The sequence below is a fragment of the Mojavia sp. genome (genome assembly GCF_059505145.1).
In genome coordinates, this window is sequence record NZ_JCACKA010000099.1 from 22,808 (window position 1) to 38,547 (window position 15,740).

General features: G+C 50.8%; 16 protein-coding genes. 12 read left to right on the top strand and 4 right to left on the bottom strand.

Translation table 11 applies throughout. The features are described from left to right. Positions 1–508 precede the first annotated feature (508 nt). The 11 genes from AC5JL8_RS28005 (at position 509) to AC5JL8_RS28055 (ending at position 11,681) form a co-directional block, all read left to right on the top strand. Positions 509–2,206: a GMC family oxidoreductase gene (locus AC5JL8_RS28005; RefSeq protein ID WP_495882952.1), complete on the top strand. Its 1,698-nt coding sequence runs from the start codon at positions 509–511 to the stop codon at positions 2,204–2,206. Positions 2,207–2,294: 88 nt separating this feature from the next. Continuing rightward, entirely contained in the window at positions 2,295–3,026 is a 732-nt protein-coding gene (locus tag AC5JL8_RS28010) for a VOC family protein (RefSeq protein WP_495882953.1), read from the top strand. A 137-nt stretch (positions 3,027–3,163) separates the two neighbouring features. Next, positions 3,164–3,748: a DUF6130 family protein gene (locus tag AC5JL8_RS28015; protein ID WP_495882954.1), complete on the top strand. Its 585-nt coding sequence runs from the start codon at positions 3,164–3,166 to the stop codon at positions 3,746–3,748. Next, entirely contained in the window at positions 3,748–3,897 is a 150-nt protein-coding gene (locus AC5JL8_RS28020; protein ID WP_495882955.1) for a hypothetical protein, read from the top strand. The genes AC5JL8_RS28015 and AC5JL8_RS28020 overlap by 1 nt, the downstream gene beginning before the upstream one ends. Before the next feature lie 31 nt (positions 3,898–3,928). Beyond that, positions 3,929–4,924 carry a nitrilase-related carbon-nitrogen hydrolase gene (locus tag AC5JL8_RS28025; RefSeq protein ID WP_495882956.1) on the top strand — a complete coding sequence of 332 codons (996 nt, stop codon included), beginning with the start codon at positions 3,929–3,931 and terminating at the stop codon, positions 4,922–4,924. A gap of 43 nt (positions 4,925–4,967) precedes the next feature. Continuing rightward, positions 4,968–6,059 carry a thioredoxin family protein gene (locus AC5JL8_RS28030; protein ID WP_495882957.1) on the top strand — a complete coding sequence of 364 codons (1,092 nt, stop codon included), beginning with the start codon at positions 4,968–4,970 and terminating at the stop codon, positions 6,057–6,059. Positions 6,060–6,108: 49 nt separating this feature from the next. Further along, entirely contained in the window at positions 6,109–7,044 is a 936-nt protein-coding gene (locus tag AC5JL8_RS28035) for an SDR family NAD(P)-dependent oxidoreductase (RefSeq protein ID WP_495882958.1), read from the top strand. A 57-nt stretch (positions 7,045–7,101) separates the two neighbouring features. Continuing rightward, a complete protein-coding gene (locus tag AC5JL8_RS28040; RefSeq protein ID WP_495882959.1) occupies positions 7,102–7,698 on the top strand; it encodes a redoxin domain-containing protein in 597 nt (198 codons plus the stop codon). An 84-nt stretch (positions 7,699–7,782) separates the two neighbouring features. Then, the gene (locus AC5JL8_RS28045) at positions 7,783–8,835 is read left to right on the top strand and encodes an alpha/beta fold hydrolase (RefSeq protein WP_495882960.1); all 1,053 of its coding nucleotides are present in this window, start codon (positions 7,783–7,785) and stop codon (positions 8,833–8,835) included. Between the two features lie 53 nt (positions 8,836–8,888). After that, the gene (locus AC5JL8_RS28050; protein ID WP_495882961.1) at positions 8,889–10,220 is read left to right on the top strand and encodes an epoxide hydrolase family protein; all 1,332 of its coding nucleotides are present in this window, start codon (positions 8,889–8,891) and stop codon (positions 10,218–10,220) included. Positions 10,221–10,304: 84 nt separating this feature from the next. After that, positions 10,305–11,681: a dihydrolipoyl dehydrogenase family protein gene (locus AC5JL8_RS28055; protein WP_495882962.1), complete on the top strand. Its 1,377-nt coding sequence runs from the start codon at positions 10,305–10,307 to the stop codon at positions 11,679–11,681. Positions 11,682–12,161: 480 nt separating this feature from the next. On the opposite strand, the gene AC5JL8_RS28060 is transcribed toward AC5JL8_RS28055, so the two are convergent. From AC5JL8_RS28060 to AC5JL8_RS28070, 3 genes are all read right to left on the bottom strand, one after another. Beyond that, positions 12,162–12,485, bottom strand: coding sequence for a hypothetical protein (locus AC5JL8_RS28060; protein ID WP_495882963.1), 324 nt, complete (start codon positions 12,483–12,485; stop codon positions 12,162–12,164). Between the two features lie 158 nt (positions 12,486–12,643). Next, positions 12,644–12,832, bottom strand: a complete 189-nt coding sequence (locus AC5JL8_RS28065) for a hypothetical protein (RefSeq protein ID WP_495882964.1) — start codon at positions 12,830–12,832, stop codon at positions 12,644–12,646. A 78-nt stretch (positions 12,833–12,910) separates the two neighbouring features. Further along, positions 12,911–13,558 carry a DNA polymerase III delta subunit-related protein gene (locus AC5JL8_RS28070; protein WP_495882965.1) on the bottom strand — a complete coding sequence of 216 codons (648 nt, stop codon included), beginning with the start codon at positions 13,556–13,558 and terminating at the stop codon, positions 12,911–12,913. Positions 13,559–13,715: 157 nt separating this feature from the next. On the opposite strand from AC5JL8_RS28070, the gene AC5JL8_RS28075 reads away from it, so the two are divergent. After that, the gene (locus AC5JL8_RS28075) at positions 13,716–14,858 is read left to right on the top strand and encodes an IS4 family transposase (protein WP_495882967.1); all 1,143 of its coding nucleotides are present in this window, start codon (positions 13,716–13,718) and stop codon (positions 14,856–14,858) included. Positions 14,859–15,089: 231 nt separating this feature from the next. On the opposite strand, the gene AC5JL8_RS28080 is transcribed toward AC5JL8_RS28075, so the two are convergent. Continuing rightward, a complete protein-coding gene (locus AC5JL8_RS28080; RefSeq protein ID WP_495882966.1) occupies positions 15,090–15,641 on the bottom strand; it encodes a DUF2808 domain-containing protein in 552 nt (183 codons plus the stop codon). Positions 15,642–15,740 lie beyond the last annotated feature (99 nt).

Consider the following 15,740-nt stretch of genomic DNA (forward strand, 5'->3'; position numbering starts at 1 on the left):
TTTTCCTTTTTTTTTGATTGGCTTCACGCGACGTTTGTAGAAGGTGATTCAGCTTCTTATAGGCAGCAAACGAGCTCTTCCCAATCGGAGTTTTTCTTACAAGCGATTAATCTTCGCTTAATTCAGTAACTTTAAGAGGCATCAGTGAATTACTAGGAATTACTAGCGGCTAGCTAACTAATTCCAGGAAGGAATTGGAATTAGATGGATGAGAGGTAACAGTTCAATTCATCCTACCTCTTGGTACACGGAAGTTAAATTCACTTGAATGCTGAAAGTCCAGAAAGACAGACATCTAAGTTGCGGTTTAACTCAACGAACTTGAGTGGTGTGGATGGGGCGATCGCAGAAGAAAAGTAACCAATCTGAACAGCAAACCCATCAACCAAAAGAAGATTACCCTCCACATGATTCTACGGTGCAGGTATAACTTCAAGTTCCCCTAAAGCGGGGGAAACGGACAAGAAGCAACCTGAGTTAATTCAATTTTGAAAGCGAGGTAGACACAATGAAGACCAATTTTGAGAACGAGTCCTTTGAGGATGAACATGACAACTATCAACGTGGCAATGATAGCCACGACATTTTCGTCGAGCGTGTCCGCAGTAACCAGAGCCAGCTCACCTCCCAGCTAAGGCACCAGTACGATTTTATTGTTTGCGGATCTGGATCTTCTGGCTCGGTGGTTGCTCGCAGACTGGCAGAAAATCCGGATGTCAGCGTTCTGCTGATTGAAGCTGGAGGCAGTGATGATGTGCCAAGTGTCATAGAAGCGAATCAATGGCCGATGAACCTGGGAAGCGAGCGGGACTGGAGCTTCCAGGGTCAGCCGAATCCACATGTGAACGGTCGTTCGATTCCGTTCTCTATGGGCAAGGTACTGGGCGGCGGATCGAGCATCAACATCATGGTTTGGGCCCGTGGACACCAGCAGGATTGGGATTTTTTCGCATCCGTTGCCAACGATCCTGCCTGGAGTTATGAATCCATCTTGCAGATTTATCGCCGCCTGGAAGATTGGCATGGTGTGCCAGACCCAATGTATCGCGGAACGGGAGGGCCTGTATTTGTCCAACCCGCGCCAAATCCAAACCCGATCGCACCTGCAACGGTCGAAGCAGCGCGGGTGGTGGGTATTCCTACTTTTGAAAATCCGAATGGACGCATGATGGAAGCGGCAAAGGGTGCTGCTATCAGCGATGTGCGAGTCCGCAATGGCAAGCGCCAATCGATATTCCGCTCCTACGTCTACCCTTATATGGATCGGCCAAACCTGACGGTTCTCAGTCAGGCACTGGTTACACGGCTAACGTTCCAGGGCAAGCGAGTCACTGGCGTGGAGATTGCTTATCGTGACGCGATCTACCGCATCGGTGCGGCAGTCGAAGTCGTGCTGTCGCTTGGTGCAATCCATACGCCGAAAGTGCTGATGCAGTCCGGTATCGGTGATGAGGCTGAGTTGCAGCGCTTGGGAATTCCGGTCGTGCAGCACCTTCCTGGTGTGGGGCAAAATTTTCAAGACCACGTTGCCTTTGATTGTGTCTGGGAATATGAAACCGCTCTCGAACCCAGAAACAACTTCTCCGAGGCCATCTTTTTCGCCACCAGCCAGTCTGGGTTGAACAGTCCAGATTTATTTATCTGTCAGGCCGAGGTGCCAAAAACCACTGCTGAGAATGCCATCCGGTTTGGGCTGCCTGGTGCAGGCTGGACGTTATTTGGGGCACTCTCGCACCCCAAAAGCCGAGGCCGTCTGCGCCTGACGGGAGCCGATCCATCCGACCCAATTCTGATTGATGCAAACACGCTGTCTGATCCGGACGATCTCAAAACCGCGATCGCCTGCGTAGAACTCTGCCGCGAAATAGGTAACTCCGCTCCACTTCGTCCGTTCGCCAAGCGCGAAGTGATGCCAGGTAATTTGAAAGGGGCCGAACTCGAACGCTTTATTCGAGATGCGGCGACAAGTTTCTGGCACGAAACCTGCACCGCGAAGATGGGCCGAGATTCTATGTCGGTGGTGGATAGCAACCTGAGAGTGTATGGTATCGACAATCTCCGGATTGCTGATGGCTCGATTATGCCGCGAATAACGACCGCTAACACGATGGCTCCCTGCGTGATCATCGGGGAGCGGGCAGCAGAAATTTTACATCTCGAACACCAACTGCAAACCAGTGTAAAAACAGTCTCAGGCGCGCTATAAAATCACTGCTCTTTTGATTGGCAGACACATCTAAGTCGCGTGTTAACTGGGAGAACTTGAGTGGTGTGAATGGGGCAATTGCAGAAGAATGAAATTAATCGAGGTGAGCAGCAAGCTCACAATTCAAAGGAGAAAAAATATGAGTAGCAATCACGTAAACCGTCCAAACATGAAGCTCGAAGTTGTGGTGTTCACCGTTTCCGACGTTGAGCGCACGAAAGCATTCTACCAGAATCTCGGCTGGCGACTCGATATTGACATCGCGGAGGGCGGCTACCGCAACGTGCATGTGACACCACCCAACTCGGATGCCTCGATCATCTTCGGCAAGGGAGTCACTCCAGCCAATTCTGGCTCGGTGCAAAACCTAGTCCTTGCCGTTGACGACCTCGACGCTGCCCGCGAAGACTTGCTCGCTCGTGGTGTCAACGTCAGCGAGATATTCCACTACGCTGGTGGGCCCTTCAACAACGCCGTGGAGAACCCGCGCGTCAGCGGACGCGACCCGGAAGGTCGTTCCTACTTCTCATTTGCCTCGTTTGAGGATCCGGACGGAAACATTTGGCTGCTCCAGGAAATCACAACGCGGTTTCCTGGTCGCCTGTGGGATTCTCCACAAGCAGACATTGCAAAGGTTGCAACCCTTCTCCACGAGACGGCAGAGCGCCACGACCATTACGAGAAGACTCACGGCGAGCATAACTGGTGGGACTGGTACGCGCCCTACCTGAGTGCGCGTCAAAATGGCAGTAGCCCAGAAGAGGCCGCCGCCGCTGCTGACCGTTACATGGATGAGGTCTTGCAAGTTCTTTCCAAATAATTGATCGCCTTTTCCTCGCTGCATTGAGCGATGGGGCGAGCGACGGAACTCAAACCCACAACTCGCCCCACCATTACAACTGAGTCATGTGGACAGACAATCCGTAACCTCAGTTAAACCCAATTGGAGCAAGATCAATGTCTGAAAAAATCAATCCACTACGCCGCCGTTTTTTGGGCATTGCAGCCATGAGCATTGCTGCTACACAGCTAGGTCGATTCGGTTCTGCGATCGCCCAATCGAGCCAAACACAACCAAAGGAAACTGCCACAACTCAACCCGGAACCGTACAGTCCACTGACCCAAACGCAACCCGCCCCTTTACCCGGAGTGCGAGGGACATTCGCGGTGCTTCACCGTATCTCCCGATCAAGAACGAACCCGCACCTAAGCTGATCGTAGATCCCCCGATCCCTGAGGGGTTGGCCCAGGGGATCTTCTGGGCCCAGTACCGAGTAGAGAACTTGCGCATCGTACCCGTGTTTGGGGCCGGTGCCATCCAGATATCTCCACGGGTCGGGCATCTGCACATAACCGTCGATGACCTGCCCTGGTGGTGGGCGGATGCGAGTGACACCAACACAATCGACATAGCCGGACTGCCGCCCGGTCAACACAAGGTGAAGATCGAGTTGGTTGACCCTAATCACAAAGTCTTCCCCGGACAGGTGGTGACGCTGACGTTCACTGTACCTAACTACAAGCGCGCGCACGCGCACTAATGGAGCTTCTATGGCCCGACGGAGCAGAAGAGCATCCAAGACTGCTTCGAGCTTCGGCGCAACAGGCAATTGAACCCCAAGCACTGGTGGGAGAGACCGTTGCTGCCAGCGTAGATCGAGTCGCCCGCCAGAGGTATTGGTACCGATGAAACTAGTCTCAGCATGAGAGAGGAAGACACCGTGAGTACGATCGTTAAAGCTGCTGCCGTGCAGATCAGCCCCGTGCTGTACAGTCGGCAAGGTACCGTGGAAAAGGTCGTGAAGAAGATTCGTGAGCTGGGTCAACAAAGCGTCCAGTTCGCCACTTTCCCCGAAACCATCATTCCCTATTACCCCTACTTCTCCTATGTGCTAGCCCCGTTCGCGTTGGCAAAGGAACATCTGCGGTTGCTTGAAGAGTCGGTTACGGTGCCGTCTGCTGAAACCCAGGCGATCGCTGAAGCCGCGAAGAAAGCAAACATGGTCGTTTCGCTCGGCGTTAATGAGCGCGACGGCGGCTCGATCTACAATACGCAACTTCTCTTCGACGCAGACGGTACGCTGATCCAGCGCCGCCGCAAGCTTACGCCGACTTATAACGAGCGGATACTCTGGGGCCAGGGTGACGGGTCGGGTCTGCGTGCCATCAATAGTGCCGTTGGGCGCATCGGACAACTTGCCTGCTGGGAGCATAACAATCCTTTGGCGCGTTACGCCCTGATCGCCGATGGTGAGCAAATCCACTCGGCGATGTATCCGGGATCATTCGCCGGCCAGATGTTCGCAGAGCAAGCGGAAATTAACGTCCGCCAGCACGCCCTTGAATCCGCTTGCTTTGTCGTCTGTGCGACCGCGTGGCTGGATGCCGATCAGCAAGCTCAGATTATGCAGGATACGGGTTGTGCGATCGAGCCGATTTCGGGTGGCTGCTTCACGGCCATCGTGAGTCCCGACGGCCGGATCATCGGTGAGCCGCTCAAAGCGGGCGAAGGCGAAGTGATTGCCGAGCTTGACTTTGCCCAGATCGATGCCCGCAAGCGGCTCATGGACGCACGGGGTCATTACAGCCGCCCTGAACTGCTCAGTTTGCTGATCGATCGGACGCCCACATCGCCTGCCCATGAGCGCATCGCACACCCCAAGTCTGATGTCTCGCGCGCGGTCGTTGATGAGGAGAGAACCGTCGAAGTTCTCTAATGCCACCGTACCTATCGGAACGCAACTACAGGAAGGTCAGCATATGTCCAAAAAAATCAATCATAATCGCCGCTACTTCCTAACAACCATGCTTACAACTATTGCTGCCACTCAGCTTGGCATAATCGGCTGCACTACACAACATGCTACATCAGCAATGACTAAGTTACCGATTGAAGGCGAACTGCCTTCTCTTGTCGGCGCGATCGCGTGGCTTAATTCAAAGCCATTAACGGTTGACGGACTGCGTGGAAAAGTCGTGCTGATCAACTTCTGGACTTATACCTGCATCAATTGGCTGCGCCAACTTCCTTATGTTCGCGCGTGGGCCGAGAAGTATAAGGATCAGGGCCTAGTAGTAATTGGTATACATACGCCGGAGTTTGAATTCGAGAAGAATATCGATAATGTCCGCCGAGCCTCAACAGAAATGAAAATTGACTATCCGATCGCCGTAGATAACGATTATGCGGTGTGGCGTGCTTTCGGAAACCGTTATTGGCCGGCCCTTTATTTTGTAGACACGCAAGGACGCATTCGTCATCACCAATTCGGCGAGGGCGAGTATGAGCAATCGGAAAAGGTAATTCAACAACTACTGTCTGAGTCTGGAACTGGCCGTGTCGGTCAGGAAATAGTCGAAGTCGATGCTCGCGGTTTTGAGGCTGCTGCCGATTGGAACAGCCTGAGATCGCCTGAAAACTACCTTGGCTACGAAAGAACGGAGAATTTTGCGTCTCCTGGGGGCGCGGTGTTAAACAAGCCTCATTTATATACCACCCCCACGCAATTGAAACTTAATCAATGGGTGCTTTCGGGCGATTGGACAATCGGAAGACAAGCCATTGTACTGAACAAGTCCGGCGGGCGGATCGCGTACCGCTTCCACGCCCGCGACCTTCATCTCGTCATGGGGCCGGTCGAGCCAGGAACGTCCGTGCGGTTTCGCGTACTTGTAGACGGGCAGCCAGCAGTTGCGGTTCGTGGGCTTGACGTTGATGGGCAAGGCGAAGGCACAGCTACCGAACAGCGGTTATACCAACTGATCCGACAGCCGAAGCCCATCAGCGATCGACAGTTCGAGATCGAGTTTCTAGATTCCGGGGTGGAAGCTTTCGCGTTCACGTTCGGTTGATAACGCAAACAGATACGTCTTCGCAACGAGCGACAAGAAGGTAAATGATATGACGATAAAATCTTCACATGACAGCCCAATTCTCGTGACCGGAGCGGCAGGTGATCTCGGTGCGATCGGCCGCAACCTCACCGCAATGCTGCTCACCAAGGGGCATAAGGTGCGCGCCTTAGTTAGGCGAGAGGATGAACGCGCTGAGAGCCTACGCCAGCTTGGAGCCGAGGTTGTGCAGGGCGATCTGACCGACCTTGCCTCAATGCACCGCGCGATCGCAGGGGTTGCGCGCATCTATTTTGGAATGTCGGTCTCGGCGGCTTATCTCGAAGCCACAGTTAACACTGCTGCGGTGGCGCGCCACCACGGGGTTGAAGCCTTCGTGAATATGTCGCAGATGACAGTGACGCAGATGAGCATCACCGAAACTACCCCGAGTCCACAGCACAAGCTGCACTGGCTTGCAGAACAGGCATTAGCGTGGTCGGGTCTGCCTGTCGTCACAGTGCGGCCAACAGTCTTCCTTGAGGGCTTCTTCCTGCGTCTGGCTGCTGCTGGCATCCGGGACAGCGATGAACTGGCACTGCCGCTAGGTAACGGCAAGACCTCGCCTATTTCGGCTGTGGATGTGGCGCACGCTGTTTCCGCGCTCCTCGACGACCCTACCTCGCACATTGGTCATGTTTACAATCTCACCGGATTTGAGTCAGCCGATTTGGAACACTACGCCCGCGTCTTTTCCGAGGCACTCGGTCGAAAGATCCGCTATCGTAATGTGCCGCTCTCCGAGTGGGTTGATACGCTTCGTAAGTTTGGGGTGCCGACGCACCTCGTCAACCACGTCGCGGTGATGGCTGAACTTCACGCGCAGGGGCGGTATGACCGCATGACGGATGACCTGTACAAGCTCACCGGCAAGACACCAATGAGCTTGTACGACTTTGTAAAATTGCACGCTGATGAATTCACACGCAGTAAAGCCACGCTTTGAGGCTTTGTCGGTTCCTCATGCTGGGGTTGTCAATTTCAACAAGAAAGGAGTTTTCAAATGCGATCTGACATTGTTCCAGGGGCGGTCTTCCCCGACTACGAACTGCCCGACCACACCGCGAAACGCCGGAAGCTCTCCGATCTGCAAGGTCAACATCCGATGATTCTCGTCCTCAGCCGTGGAGGGTACTGCCCCAAGGATCGCCGACAGGCTGAGGGGCTGGTTCAACTCCATCGTGAGCTTGAGGTTGCATATTGCCGACTGGTCACAATTAGCACCGACAACATCACCGAGACGAATGAATATCGCAGTGGTGTCGGTGCCCACTGGCCCTTCCTCTCCGACGCGGGACGCAAAATCCAAAAAGACCTCGACATTGCCGAATACACAGACCCGCTCCACAATCCCATGATCCCCTACACGATCGTCCTCGAAACGGGTCTGGTCATTTATAAAATCTACATGGGCTACTGGTTTTTCGGGCGACCCACTCTCGAAGAACTCCGCCAGGATCTGCGCGCCATTCTCAGGAAATGCCGACCGGACTGGGACATCACAACGCCCGAATTGAAAGCGGCGTGGCAGGAAGGCCACAAAGGCCTCTTCTACCCATACGGCAAAACCTACGCCCAAACGATCGGTGAACAGGACTAGGCGCAAAGCTATCACACTCAAGGAGGCATACCAGTTAATCTCACACTGGAAGCCATCAGTGTCTTCTCAAAAGAGGCAGAGAATATGTCCGAAGAAATCAACCATGCCCGCCGCCGCTTCATTGGCACTGCGGCCATGACCGTTGCTGCTACACAGCTAGGCCAATTTGGTTCTGCGATCGCCCAATCAAGCCAAACAAAACCAGCCGTTCTGTCCAGGATGAAGTCGGGGACAAACACATCATTTGGCTCACTCAAGCAGATCGATGCTGGTGTGCTGAATGTTGGATACGCTGAAGCGGGTTCTGCGAATGGCCGTCCAGTAATCCTCCTACACGGCTGGCCCTACGACATTTACAGCTATGTTAATGTTGCCCCTTTGTTGGCATCGGCGGGGTATCGCGCGATCATTCCGTATCTGCGCGGCTATGGCACAACGCGCTTTCTTTCAAGCGAGACATTCCGGAATGGGCAGCAGTCAGCGATCGCAGTCGATATCATCGCGTTAATGGATGCGCTCAGGATCGAGAAGGCGATCATCGGCGGGTTTGATTGGGGAGCGCGAACAGCCAACATTATCGCGGCACTCTGGCCTGAACGGTGCAAGGCACTTGTCTCGGTGAGCGGCTATCTGATCGGCAGCCCTGAAGCCAACAAGACACCACTACCGCCGCAGGCCGAACTCGAATGGTGGTATCAATTTTATTTTGCGACGGAGCGCGGGCGCGCGGGCTACGAAAAATATCGGCATGACTTTAACAAGCTCATCTGGCAGCTTGCTTCGCCGCAATGGCACTTCAATGATGCGACGTTTGAGCGTAGTGCCGCATCCTTTAAAAATCCAGATCACGTCCAAATTGTCATCCATAACTATCGCTGGCGGCTGGGACTCGCCAAAGGTGAGTCGAAGTATGACGAGATTGAGAAGCGGCTCGCCGCAGCCCCTGAAATCGCCGTACCCACCATCACTCTTGAAGGTGATGCCAACGGTGCGCCGCATCCAGATGCCAGTACCTACGCAAGGAAATTCTCAGGCAAATACGCACACCGGGTCATCAACGGCGGCATCGGACACAACCTACCTCAGGAAGCACCGCGAGAGTTTGCCAAAGCTGTCGTCGAAGTTGACGGTTACTGACTGGGTTTAGCCTAAGTTGTGAAACCGACAATTTGCAGCAAAGAGAAAACACCATGACCAAACTGAAAAAAGTACATTACAAAACCAAAGCCCACACCGCGGGTACCTTCGTCCTGTCACGACTCCTCGCCGCGCTCTTGGCGGCAACGGTGTTTCTGGCACTGCCCGCTCGCTTGCTTGCACAGCAATTCGGCCAGACCGGCGCACAAACCCAGGTTACGGGCAAGGCGATCTCGACCGAAGACAAAGCCATCCGTCCCTTCCGCGTCCACTTCCCGCAAGAGGTGATCGTCGATCTCCGCAAACGCATTGCAGCGACCCGGTGGCCTGACAAGGAGACTGTTGCTGACCAGTCGCAGGGCGTGCAACTGGCGACAATGGAGGAACTTGTCCGTTACTGGGGAACGAAGTACGACTGGCGCAAAGCCGAGGCGAAGCTGAATGCTTTACCGCAGTTTGTAACGAACATCGACGGATTGGACATTCACTTTATCCACGTCCGCTCCAAAAATCCTAACGCTTTGCCGTTGCTCGTCACGCACGGATGGCCTGGCTCGGTATTTGAACAGCTAAAGATTATCAGCCCACTGACCGACCCGACGGCCTACGGGGGTCGCCCAGAGGATGCCTTCGACCTAGTTATCCCGTCGATTCCTGGCTACGGCTTCTCCGGCAAGCCGACGGACACCGGTTGGGACTCCGACCGCATCGCGCGAGCCTGGGCGGAGCTGATGAAGCGCCTTGACTACACCCGCTACGTTGCCCAGGGCGGCGATTGGGGGTCTCCCATCTCTAGTGCGATGGCGCGCCAGGCACCAACAGGATTACTCGGCATCCACATCAACTTGCCGGCGACGATACCGCCAGAGGTGGCCACGGTACTCGCCGGCGGCGGGCCTGCGCCGACGGGACTCTCCGAGAAGGAACGCGCGGCATTCAACTCACTAGACGCGTTAAAGAACAAACGGGCTTACGCTGCGGTGATGGGTACGCGACCGCAGACAGTCGGGTATGGACTGACGGACTCGCCGATCGGACTCGCTGCGTGGATGCTCGGGCATCCAGGCTTCGCGCAGTGGACGTACAGCGAAAAGTCCCCGACGAAAGATGAGGTGCTGGACAACATCACACTGTACTGGCTGACGAACAGCGCGGTCTCGTCAGCTCGGCTGTACTGGGAGAACAACACCAACATCTTGAACGCGGCCGCGCAAAAGACCACCGATATCTCGCTCCCGGTGGCCATCACGGTATTTCCCGAGGAGGTATATCGAACTCCACAAACTTGGGCCCAGCGTGCCTATCGTCATCTAATCTATTTCCATGAGGCTGACAAGGGCGGACACTTCGCAGGGTGGGAACAGCCTCAGCTCTTCTCTGAGTAGATCCGCGCAGCGTTCAGGTCACTACGTTAGTTCAAGACTAATTGATTTACACGACAAATAGTAGATAAGGAGAATTAAGTAACAATGGAAACAGCAGATGTAATTGTGATTGGAAGCGGTCAGGGCGGAGTTCCACTTGCGGCTGACTTTGCCAAAGCAGGTCGAAAAGTCGTTCTATTTGAGCGTGATGCGTTGGGTGGCAGTTGCGTAAACTATGGCTGTACTCCTTCTAAAGCCTTTTTAGCTGCTGCCCATGCCGCAGGTCGCGCTCGACAAGCTGCAAAGCTAGGCATACACGCGCTCCTTGAAGTTGATTTTTCTGCGGTGATGGAGCGTGTACGTGGCATTCGCAGCCAGTTTAATCAGGGTACTAAGCGGCGATTAGAGAGTGCAGGGGTTAGAGTTGTCCACGCTGAGGCAACTTTCATCGGAGAGCGAACTGTAAGCGGAGGCGGTGTGACGGTGCAGGCTCCGCTCATTGTGATCAACACAGGAACATCCTCTAACATTCCTGAGATTCCTGGTTTAGCTGGAACCCCTTATCTCACTAACCGAAATTTCTTTGATTTGCAGCAAATTCCCCCCCGGTTGCTCGTGGTCGGTGGAGGCTATGTTGCCTTGGAGTTAGGGCAAGGAATGGCGCGTTTAGGGAGTCAGACCGAATTAATTGTACGGGGCGATCGCTTGCTGGCTCACGAAGAATCTGATGTTAGTGCTGTGCTTGGTGATGCCTTTGAGCAAGACGGAATTGGACTGCATTTCAACGTGACTGTTCAGCAGGTTGCTTATACTAACGGTGTGTTTAGCTTAATGCTGAATAATGGTGAAGTACTGGATGGAGAAGCATTGCTGATTGCGACTGGCCGCAAACCGAATACTGGGGCATTAAATTCTGCGGTGACAGGCGTTGAATTAGATGCACAGGGTTTTATTAAAATCGACGATCAGTTTCAAACAACTTGCCCTGGAATTTATGCGATCGGAGACGCTGCCAAGCAGCCTGCTTTTACCCATGTTTCTTGGGAAGACTATCGTCGCTTGAAAGCTATTTTGTGTGGCGAACACCGGACACGAAATGATCGGGTGTTAGGCTATGCCGTCTACACTGAGCCGCAAGTGGGTCGGGTAGGGATGACGCTAGAGCAGGCTCACAAACAGGGCATTACTGCCCGCGAAGTCACTCTGCCGATGGCTCATATCGCTCGTAGCATTGAGTGGGGACACGATCTAGGCTTCTACCGCATGGTCATCGACACCGACACAAATTTAATTTTAGGAGCAACGCTGGTTGGGTACGAAACGGCTGAACTCGTGCATGTCTTTTTGTCACTTATAGAAGCTAAAGCAACATGGCAGGTACTCGAACAATCGGTTCACATTCACCCAACTTACGGTGAGGCATTGCCCAGCCTCGCCAGGCTACTCGTTGGAGATGATATGCCAACCTGTCCCAATATGTAAGAAATATCTGAATCGAAAGCTTAAAACAATAAACCAATTTACAACAAAAGAGACTCTAATGCCTTACGTTAGTGTCGGTAAACAAAACTCTGGAAACATCGATAATTTATTACGAAGATTTCGGTCATACCGATCAAGTTAATCCTGTGCTGCTGGACTTTCTTGAAGGAAAATAATCAGCATTCCAAAGCCTACCCAAAATCAATGGTATCTGTTGCGATTAAACGGTGATCTAAACTGAATGGCACGCTTGAAAAGCGCTAACCTTTGATATTACTGGTTTTTGGGTGTAGGGAATTAAGAAGAGTAGAGCTATGTTTCACACTCGTCCGTTGAATGTTGCTTAACACTACAGTGTACCCCACACCTTACCCCCAACACCAGGGATCTTTTTGGTCATCTACGCCCAGGTTTCTCTTAAAGTTTTATTTCTGGGTTTGGCGATACAATGCTTTTGTCGATATCGCTCTTTATTAGTTATTAAAACAGTGACAATTGCGACATCTTAGTATTACTTTCAGTTGAATTTGCTGTAACAGGGTATTTGTTGTTATTTGAAGACTTCTTACCCCATCCCTCCTTCGCCGCGTGTTTGACTACACGAGAACGGATATCAGCAGCCAGGGTTTCATAATCAGAGCGAATTTTGTCATACGAAGCCGGAGTTGTACCAATCTTCTCCCACAGGTTTTCGTAGTTGAAATTCTTGAAAGGTCTGTGCCTAACGAGGGCATCATAACTTGCCCAGAGATAAACATCTGCCCATTGGGATGATAGCGGCACTTCAAAAGCAATTGGCATCATCAGTGCAACAACTTCGCTACTAGAGGCGAGTTTACCTACTTCTCCCTTGTCTATCTCTTGTAAAGCTGCATCTAATCTATCAACTGCGATCGCTTTTCCTACCCAAGTGGGAATTGACTGTTGCCAGCCGTTCTGGTGAGTGACAATTGGCCCGGCGATTATTGAACAATTTCACGACTTGCTCCTGCTAGATCGAGTAGGCTGGCTGTTACAGCTTTGTTAATCCCTTGGCTGGTTAGTAACTGAAGTATCTTTCTAGTGCTAGGGTTTAATATTTCGCTGGTTTTTTGGTTTTTACTGTTGCGGATGGTTTCTTCGACATCGAATAAACTGTGTTGCTGGTTCATATCTTTTATGTGTAAACAAATACTGCCAGCTAGAAATACTTCTAACTGGCAGTGCTTTTTGATAATGAGTGGGTTTTGTTATGGCAGAAGTAGGCTATCCCAAACGCTTCTGGGCGTAACGTGATGCAGCAATTGCTGTCTTGCTTGAGTGAATTTAGCTAGTAGCTTAGTGCTTTTTAATTTCTGCCACCAGTTGTATTGCAGGTAGGTAAGCAACCATAACTGCGTCTGGTGATTCCAGCTTGAGATGGAGTTACTCAAACTGAGTGCCCTGAGGATATCGTCAGGAGGTACTTCCAGTTGACTTGTGATTTCTTGTGAGATGGAAGCTAACATTTTAATATTGGCGATCGCTTGACCAGGACTGCCCGAACTGATAGCTAGTATTTTTTCTGTTGCCTCAATCTGTTGGTTTTTAAGAACAGAAATAACCTCCTCATCAGTTAACCTTTGGAAAGGTATGATTTGACACCTACTCTTGATAGTTGGTAATAGCTTTTGAGGATAGGATGATATCAGAATAAACGTTCCAGTTTTAGGTTCTTCCAGCGTCTTGAGAAGTTTGTTAGCGGCGGTAGGGTTGAGCATATCTGCTTCGTGGATAATCACAACCTTTTGCTTGCCCTCGACTGCACTAGTTGAGAGAAATTCAATTACCTGGCGCACCTGTTCTACTCGGATAGCAGGGACACTTTTCTGCTGGGAGGTGTTTTCGGTATAGGTCAATACGGTTCAGTTAAGGCTGAAAATCATGTAAATTAAGCATTGTTCCCAAAGCTTAAAATTGTGTGTGGTGCATCTTAAGGATTTCTCGTTGGTGTGTCCTGATATACAAAGTGCTGACCTACTTAAAGCAATCGAGACGGCGATTCCAGCTTTTGTCATTGAACAGGCGATCGCTAATACCCAAACTCAAGAGGAGCGCAAGCGATTGCTACCAGCGCAATTAGTGGTAAGTCTGGTAATAGCAATGAGTTTTTGGTCTAAAGACTCAATGCGGGATGTGCTAAAAAACCTAATAGATGGGATGTCAGAGGCGTGGGTAAAAGTTGGTAAATACTGGCGTGTGCCGTGTAAATCAGCTATTACACAAGCTCGGCAGCGATTAGGGGCAAGAGTGATGAGCGATTTATTTCATCAGTTGGTAAGACCAATGGCCACAACTGAAACCATGTTCGCCTTTTTAAATGAGCTACGAATTGTAGTCATTGATGGTACTTGTTTTGATGTCCCAGACAGTGATGAAAATGCCAGAGTTTTTGGTCGTCCTGGTAGTCGTCCTGGGACAAAAGCCGCGTTCCCTAAAGTTAGACTAGTAATATTAGTAGAAGCAGGAACACATATAATATTTGATGCACTGATGTGTCCGTATCGCATTGGAGAGCGAGTACGAGCATTAAGATTATTACGTTCGGTCACACCAGGAATGTTGTTGATGTGGGATAGAGGATTACATTCCTACGCAATGGTACAAGCAACAGTAACCAAGGGGTGCGATTATTTAGGCAGAATACCAGCCAATGTCAAATTCCTTGCCGAAAAAAACTTAGAAGACGGCTCTTATTTGTCATCGATTTATCCATCAGGAAAGCTACGAAAAAAAGGTAGTCAGCCAATACTTGTACGTATCATTGAGTATACAATTGAGCATCCTGACAATCCTACTGAACAACTGACATATCGCTTGATTACTAGTTTATTAGATGAGAAATTTCCTGCCGAGTTGTTGGCGAGGGAATACCATCAGCGATGGGAAGTAGAAAACACCATTGATGAGTTGAAAATACATCTTCTGGGGCGAAAAACTCATGTCCGTTCCCAAAAACCACGAGAGGTTGTGCAAGAGGTATATGCTTGGTTGCTGGGACATTGGACAGTACGAGTATTAATGTTTCAAGCTGCAACCAGTGCTGGAGTTACTCCATTACGTCTTAGTTTTACAGGAACTTTACGAGTTATCCGTCGTGCTGTACCTAAGTTTCAACGTCTTAACTCTCAAGATTTGCCCCTTTTTTCGAGTGGTTGACCATAGAGATTCTGGATACATTGTTACCTGAGCGGGTTCATCGGTGTAACCCCAGGGTTGTGAAAAAACCTGTATCAAAGTTTCGCTCAAAAAAACCAAGCCACAGAGGTACTGGACAGCGAGTTGAGCCTCCCAATTTCCATATCATCAATAATGCTTTCAGCTTTAACTGAACCGTATTGCGACAAGGAGCTAATAAAGATGTATTTCCATGATTCAAAATCTTTTTAATTATTCATTGCCAGCAACACCATAAAATTGTAAACGAGCTGTCCCGATGATTGGGTTGTATGTTGACTGACCTGTTGAGATAGTCTGTACTTGGAATTGGTACACACCATCATAAAGAGGATTACGATGGGGTTTCAAGCCAATAGTGATTGTTTGACCGGGTGCGACTGGTTTATCAAAGGTGACAATGACAGATCGTGATTTATTTTCGCTATTTGCCAGGGTAATACCTAACTTTTGCCCCCGACGGGATAAATTAGCAGTATCAATATTCCCTTCAAAGGCGAAACTTTCTTGAGGATTGAAGCTAATAGCTTCTAAACCTTGTATTTGAGTCAAAGCTACTTGTTGCAATGAATCAGTAGCAGATGCTGGTACTGTTAGGGTGAAATAATAAGTTGCTTCCCAAGCACTTACTTCATTGTAATTGGTGATTGCAGACAACAAACGCGCTGGCTGTGCTGAGACGACTGCATAAGTTCCGGGAACGGACAATAAACACAGCCCTGTGCTAACAAGTAAAGTTTGACACAAAGTCTTAATGCTATTCATGATTAGTTGAGAATGGATATTTTCGCTCTTGCTTTTATGTTGGTCAGTTCAAGGGGCGACAATCGCCTGTAAACCAAGCCAGCTAAAGGTTTTGGGCTT

Coding starts and splice junctions, on each gene's coding strand:
- AC5JL8_RS28005 (WP_495882952.1), top strand. CDS start 509: ATGAAGACCAATTTTGAGAACGAGTCCTTTGAGGATGAACATGACAAC.
- AC5JL8_RS28010 (WP_495882953.1), top strand. CDS start 2,295: ATGAAATTAATCGAGGTGAGCAGCAAGCTCACAATTCAAAGGAGAAAA.
- AC5JL8_RS28015 (WP_495882954.1), top strand. CDS start 3,164: ATGTCTGAAAAAATCAATCCACTACGCCGCCGTTTTTTGGGCATTGCA.
- AC5JL8_RS28020 (WP_495882955.1), top strand. CDS start 3,748: ATGGAGCTTCTATGGCCCGACGGAGCAGAAGAGCATCCAAGACTGCTT.
- AC5JL8_RS28030 (WP_495882957.1), top strand. CDS start 4,968: ATGTCCAAAAAAATCAATCATAATCGCCGCTACTTCCTAACAACCATG.
- AC5JL8_RS28035 (WP_495882958.1), top strand. CDS start 6,109: ATGACGATAAAATCTTCACATGACAGCCCAATTCTCGTGACCGGAGCG.
- AC5JL8_RS28040 (WP_495882959.1), top strand. CDS start 7,102: ATGCGATCTGACATTGTTCCAGGGGCGGTCTTCCCCGACTACGAACTG.
- AC5JL8_RS28045 (WP_495882960.1), top strand. CDS start 7,783: ATGTCCGAAGAAATCAACCATGCCCGCCGCCGCTTCATTGGCACTGCG.
- AC5JL8_RS28050 (WP_495882961.1), top strand. CDS start 8,889: ATGACCAAACTGAAAAAAGTACATTACAAAACCAAAGCCCACACCGCG.
- AC5JL8_RS28055 (WP_495882962.1), top strand. CDS start 10,305: ATGGAAACAGCAGATGTAATTGTGATTGGAAGCGGTCAGGGCGGAGTT.
- AC5JL8_RS28060 (WP_495882963.1), bottom strand. CDS start 12,485: ATGATGCCAATTGCTTTTGAAGTGCCGCTATCATCCCAATGGGCAGAT.
- AC5JL8_RS28065 (WP_495882964.1), bottom strand. CDS start 12,832: ATGAACCAGCAACACAGTTTATTCGATGTCGAAGAAACCATCCGCAAC.
- AC5JL8_RS28080 (WP_495882966.1), bottom strand. CDS start 15,641: ATGAATAGCATTAAGACTTTGTGTCAAACTTTACTTGTTAGCACAGGG.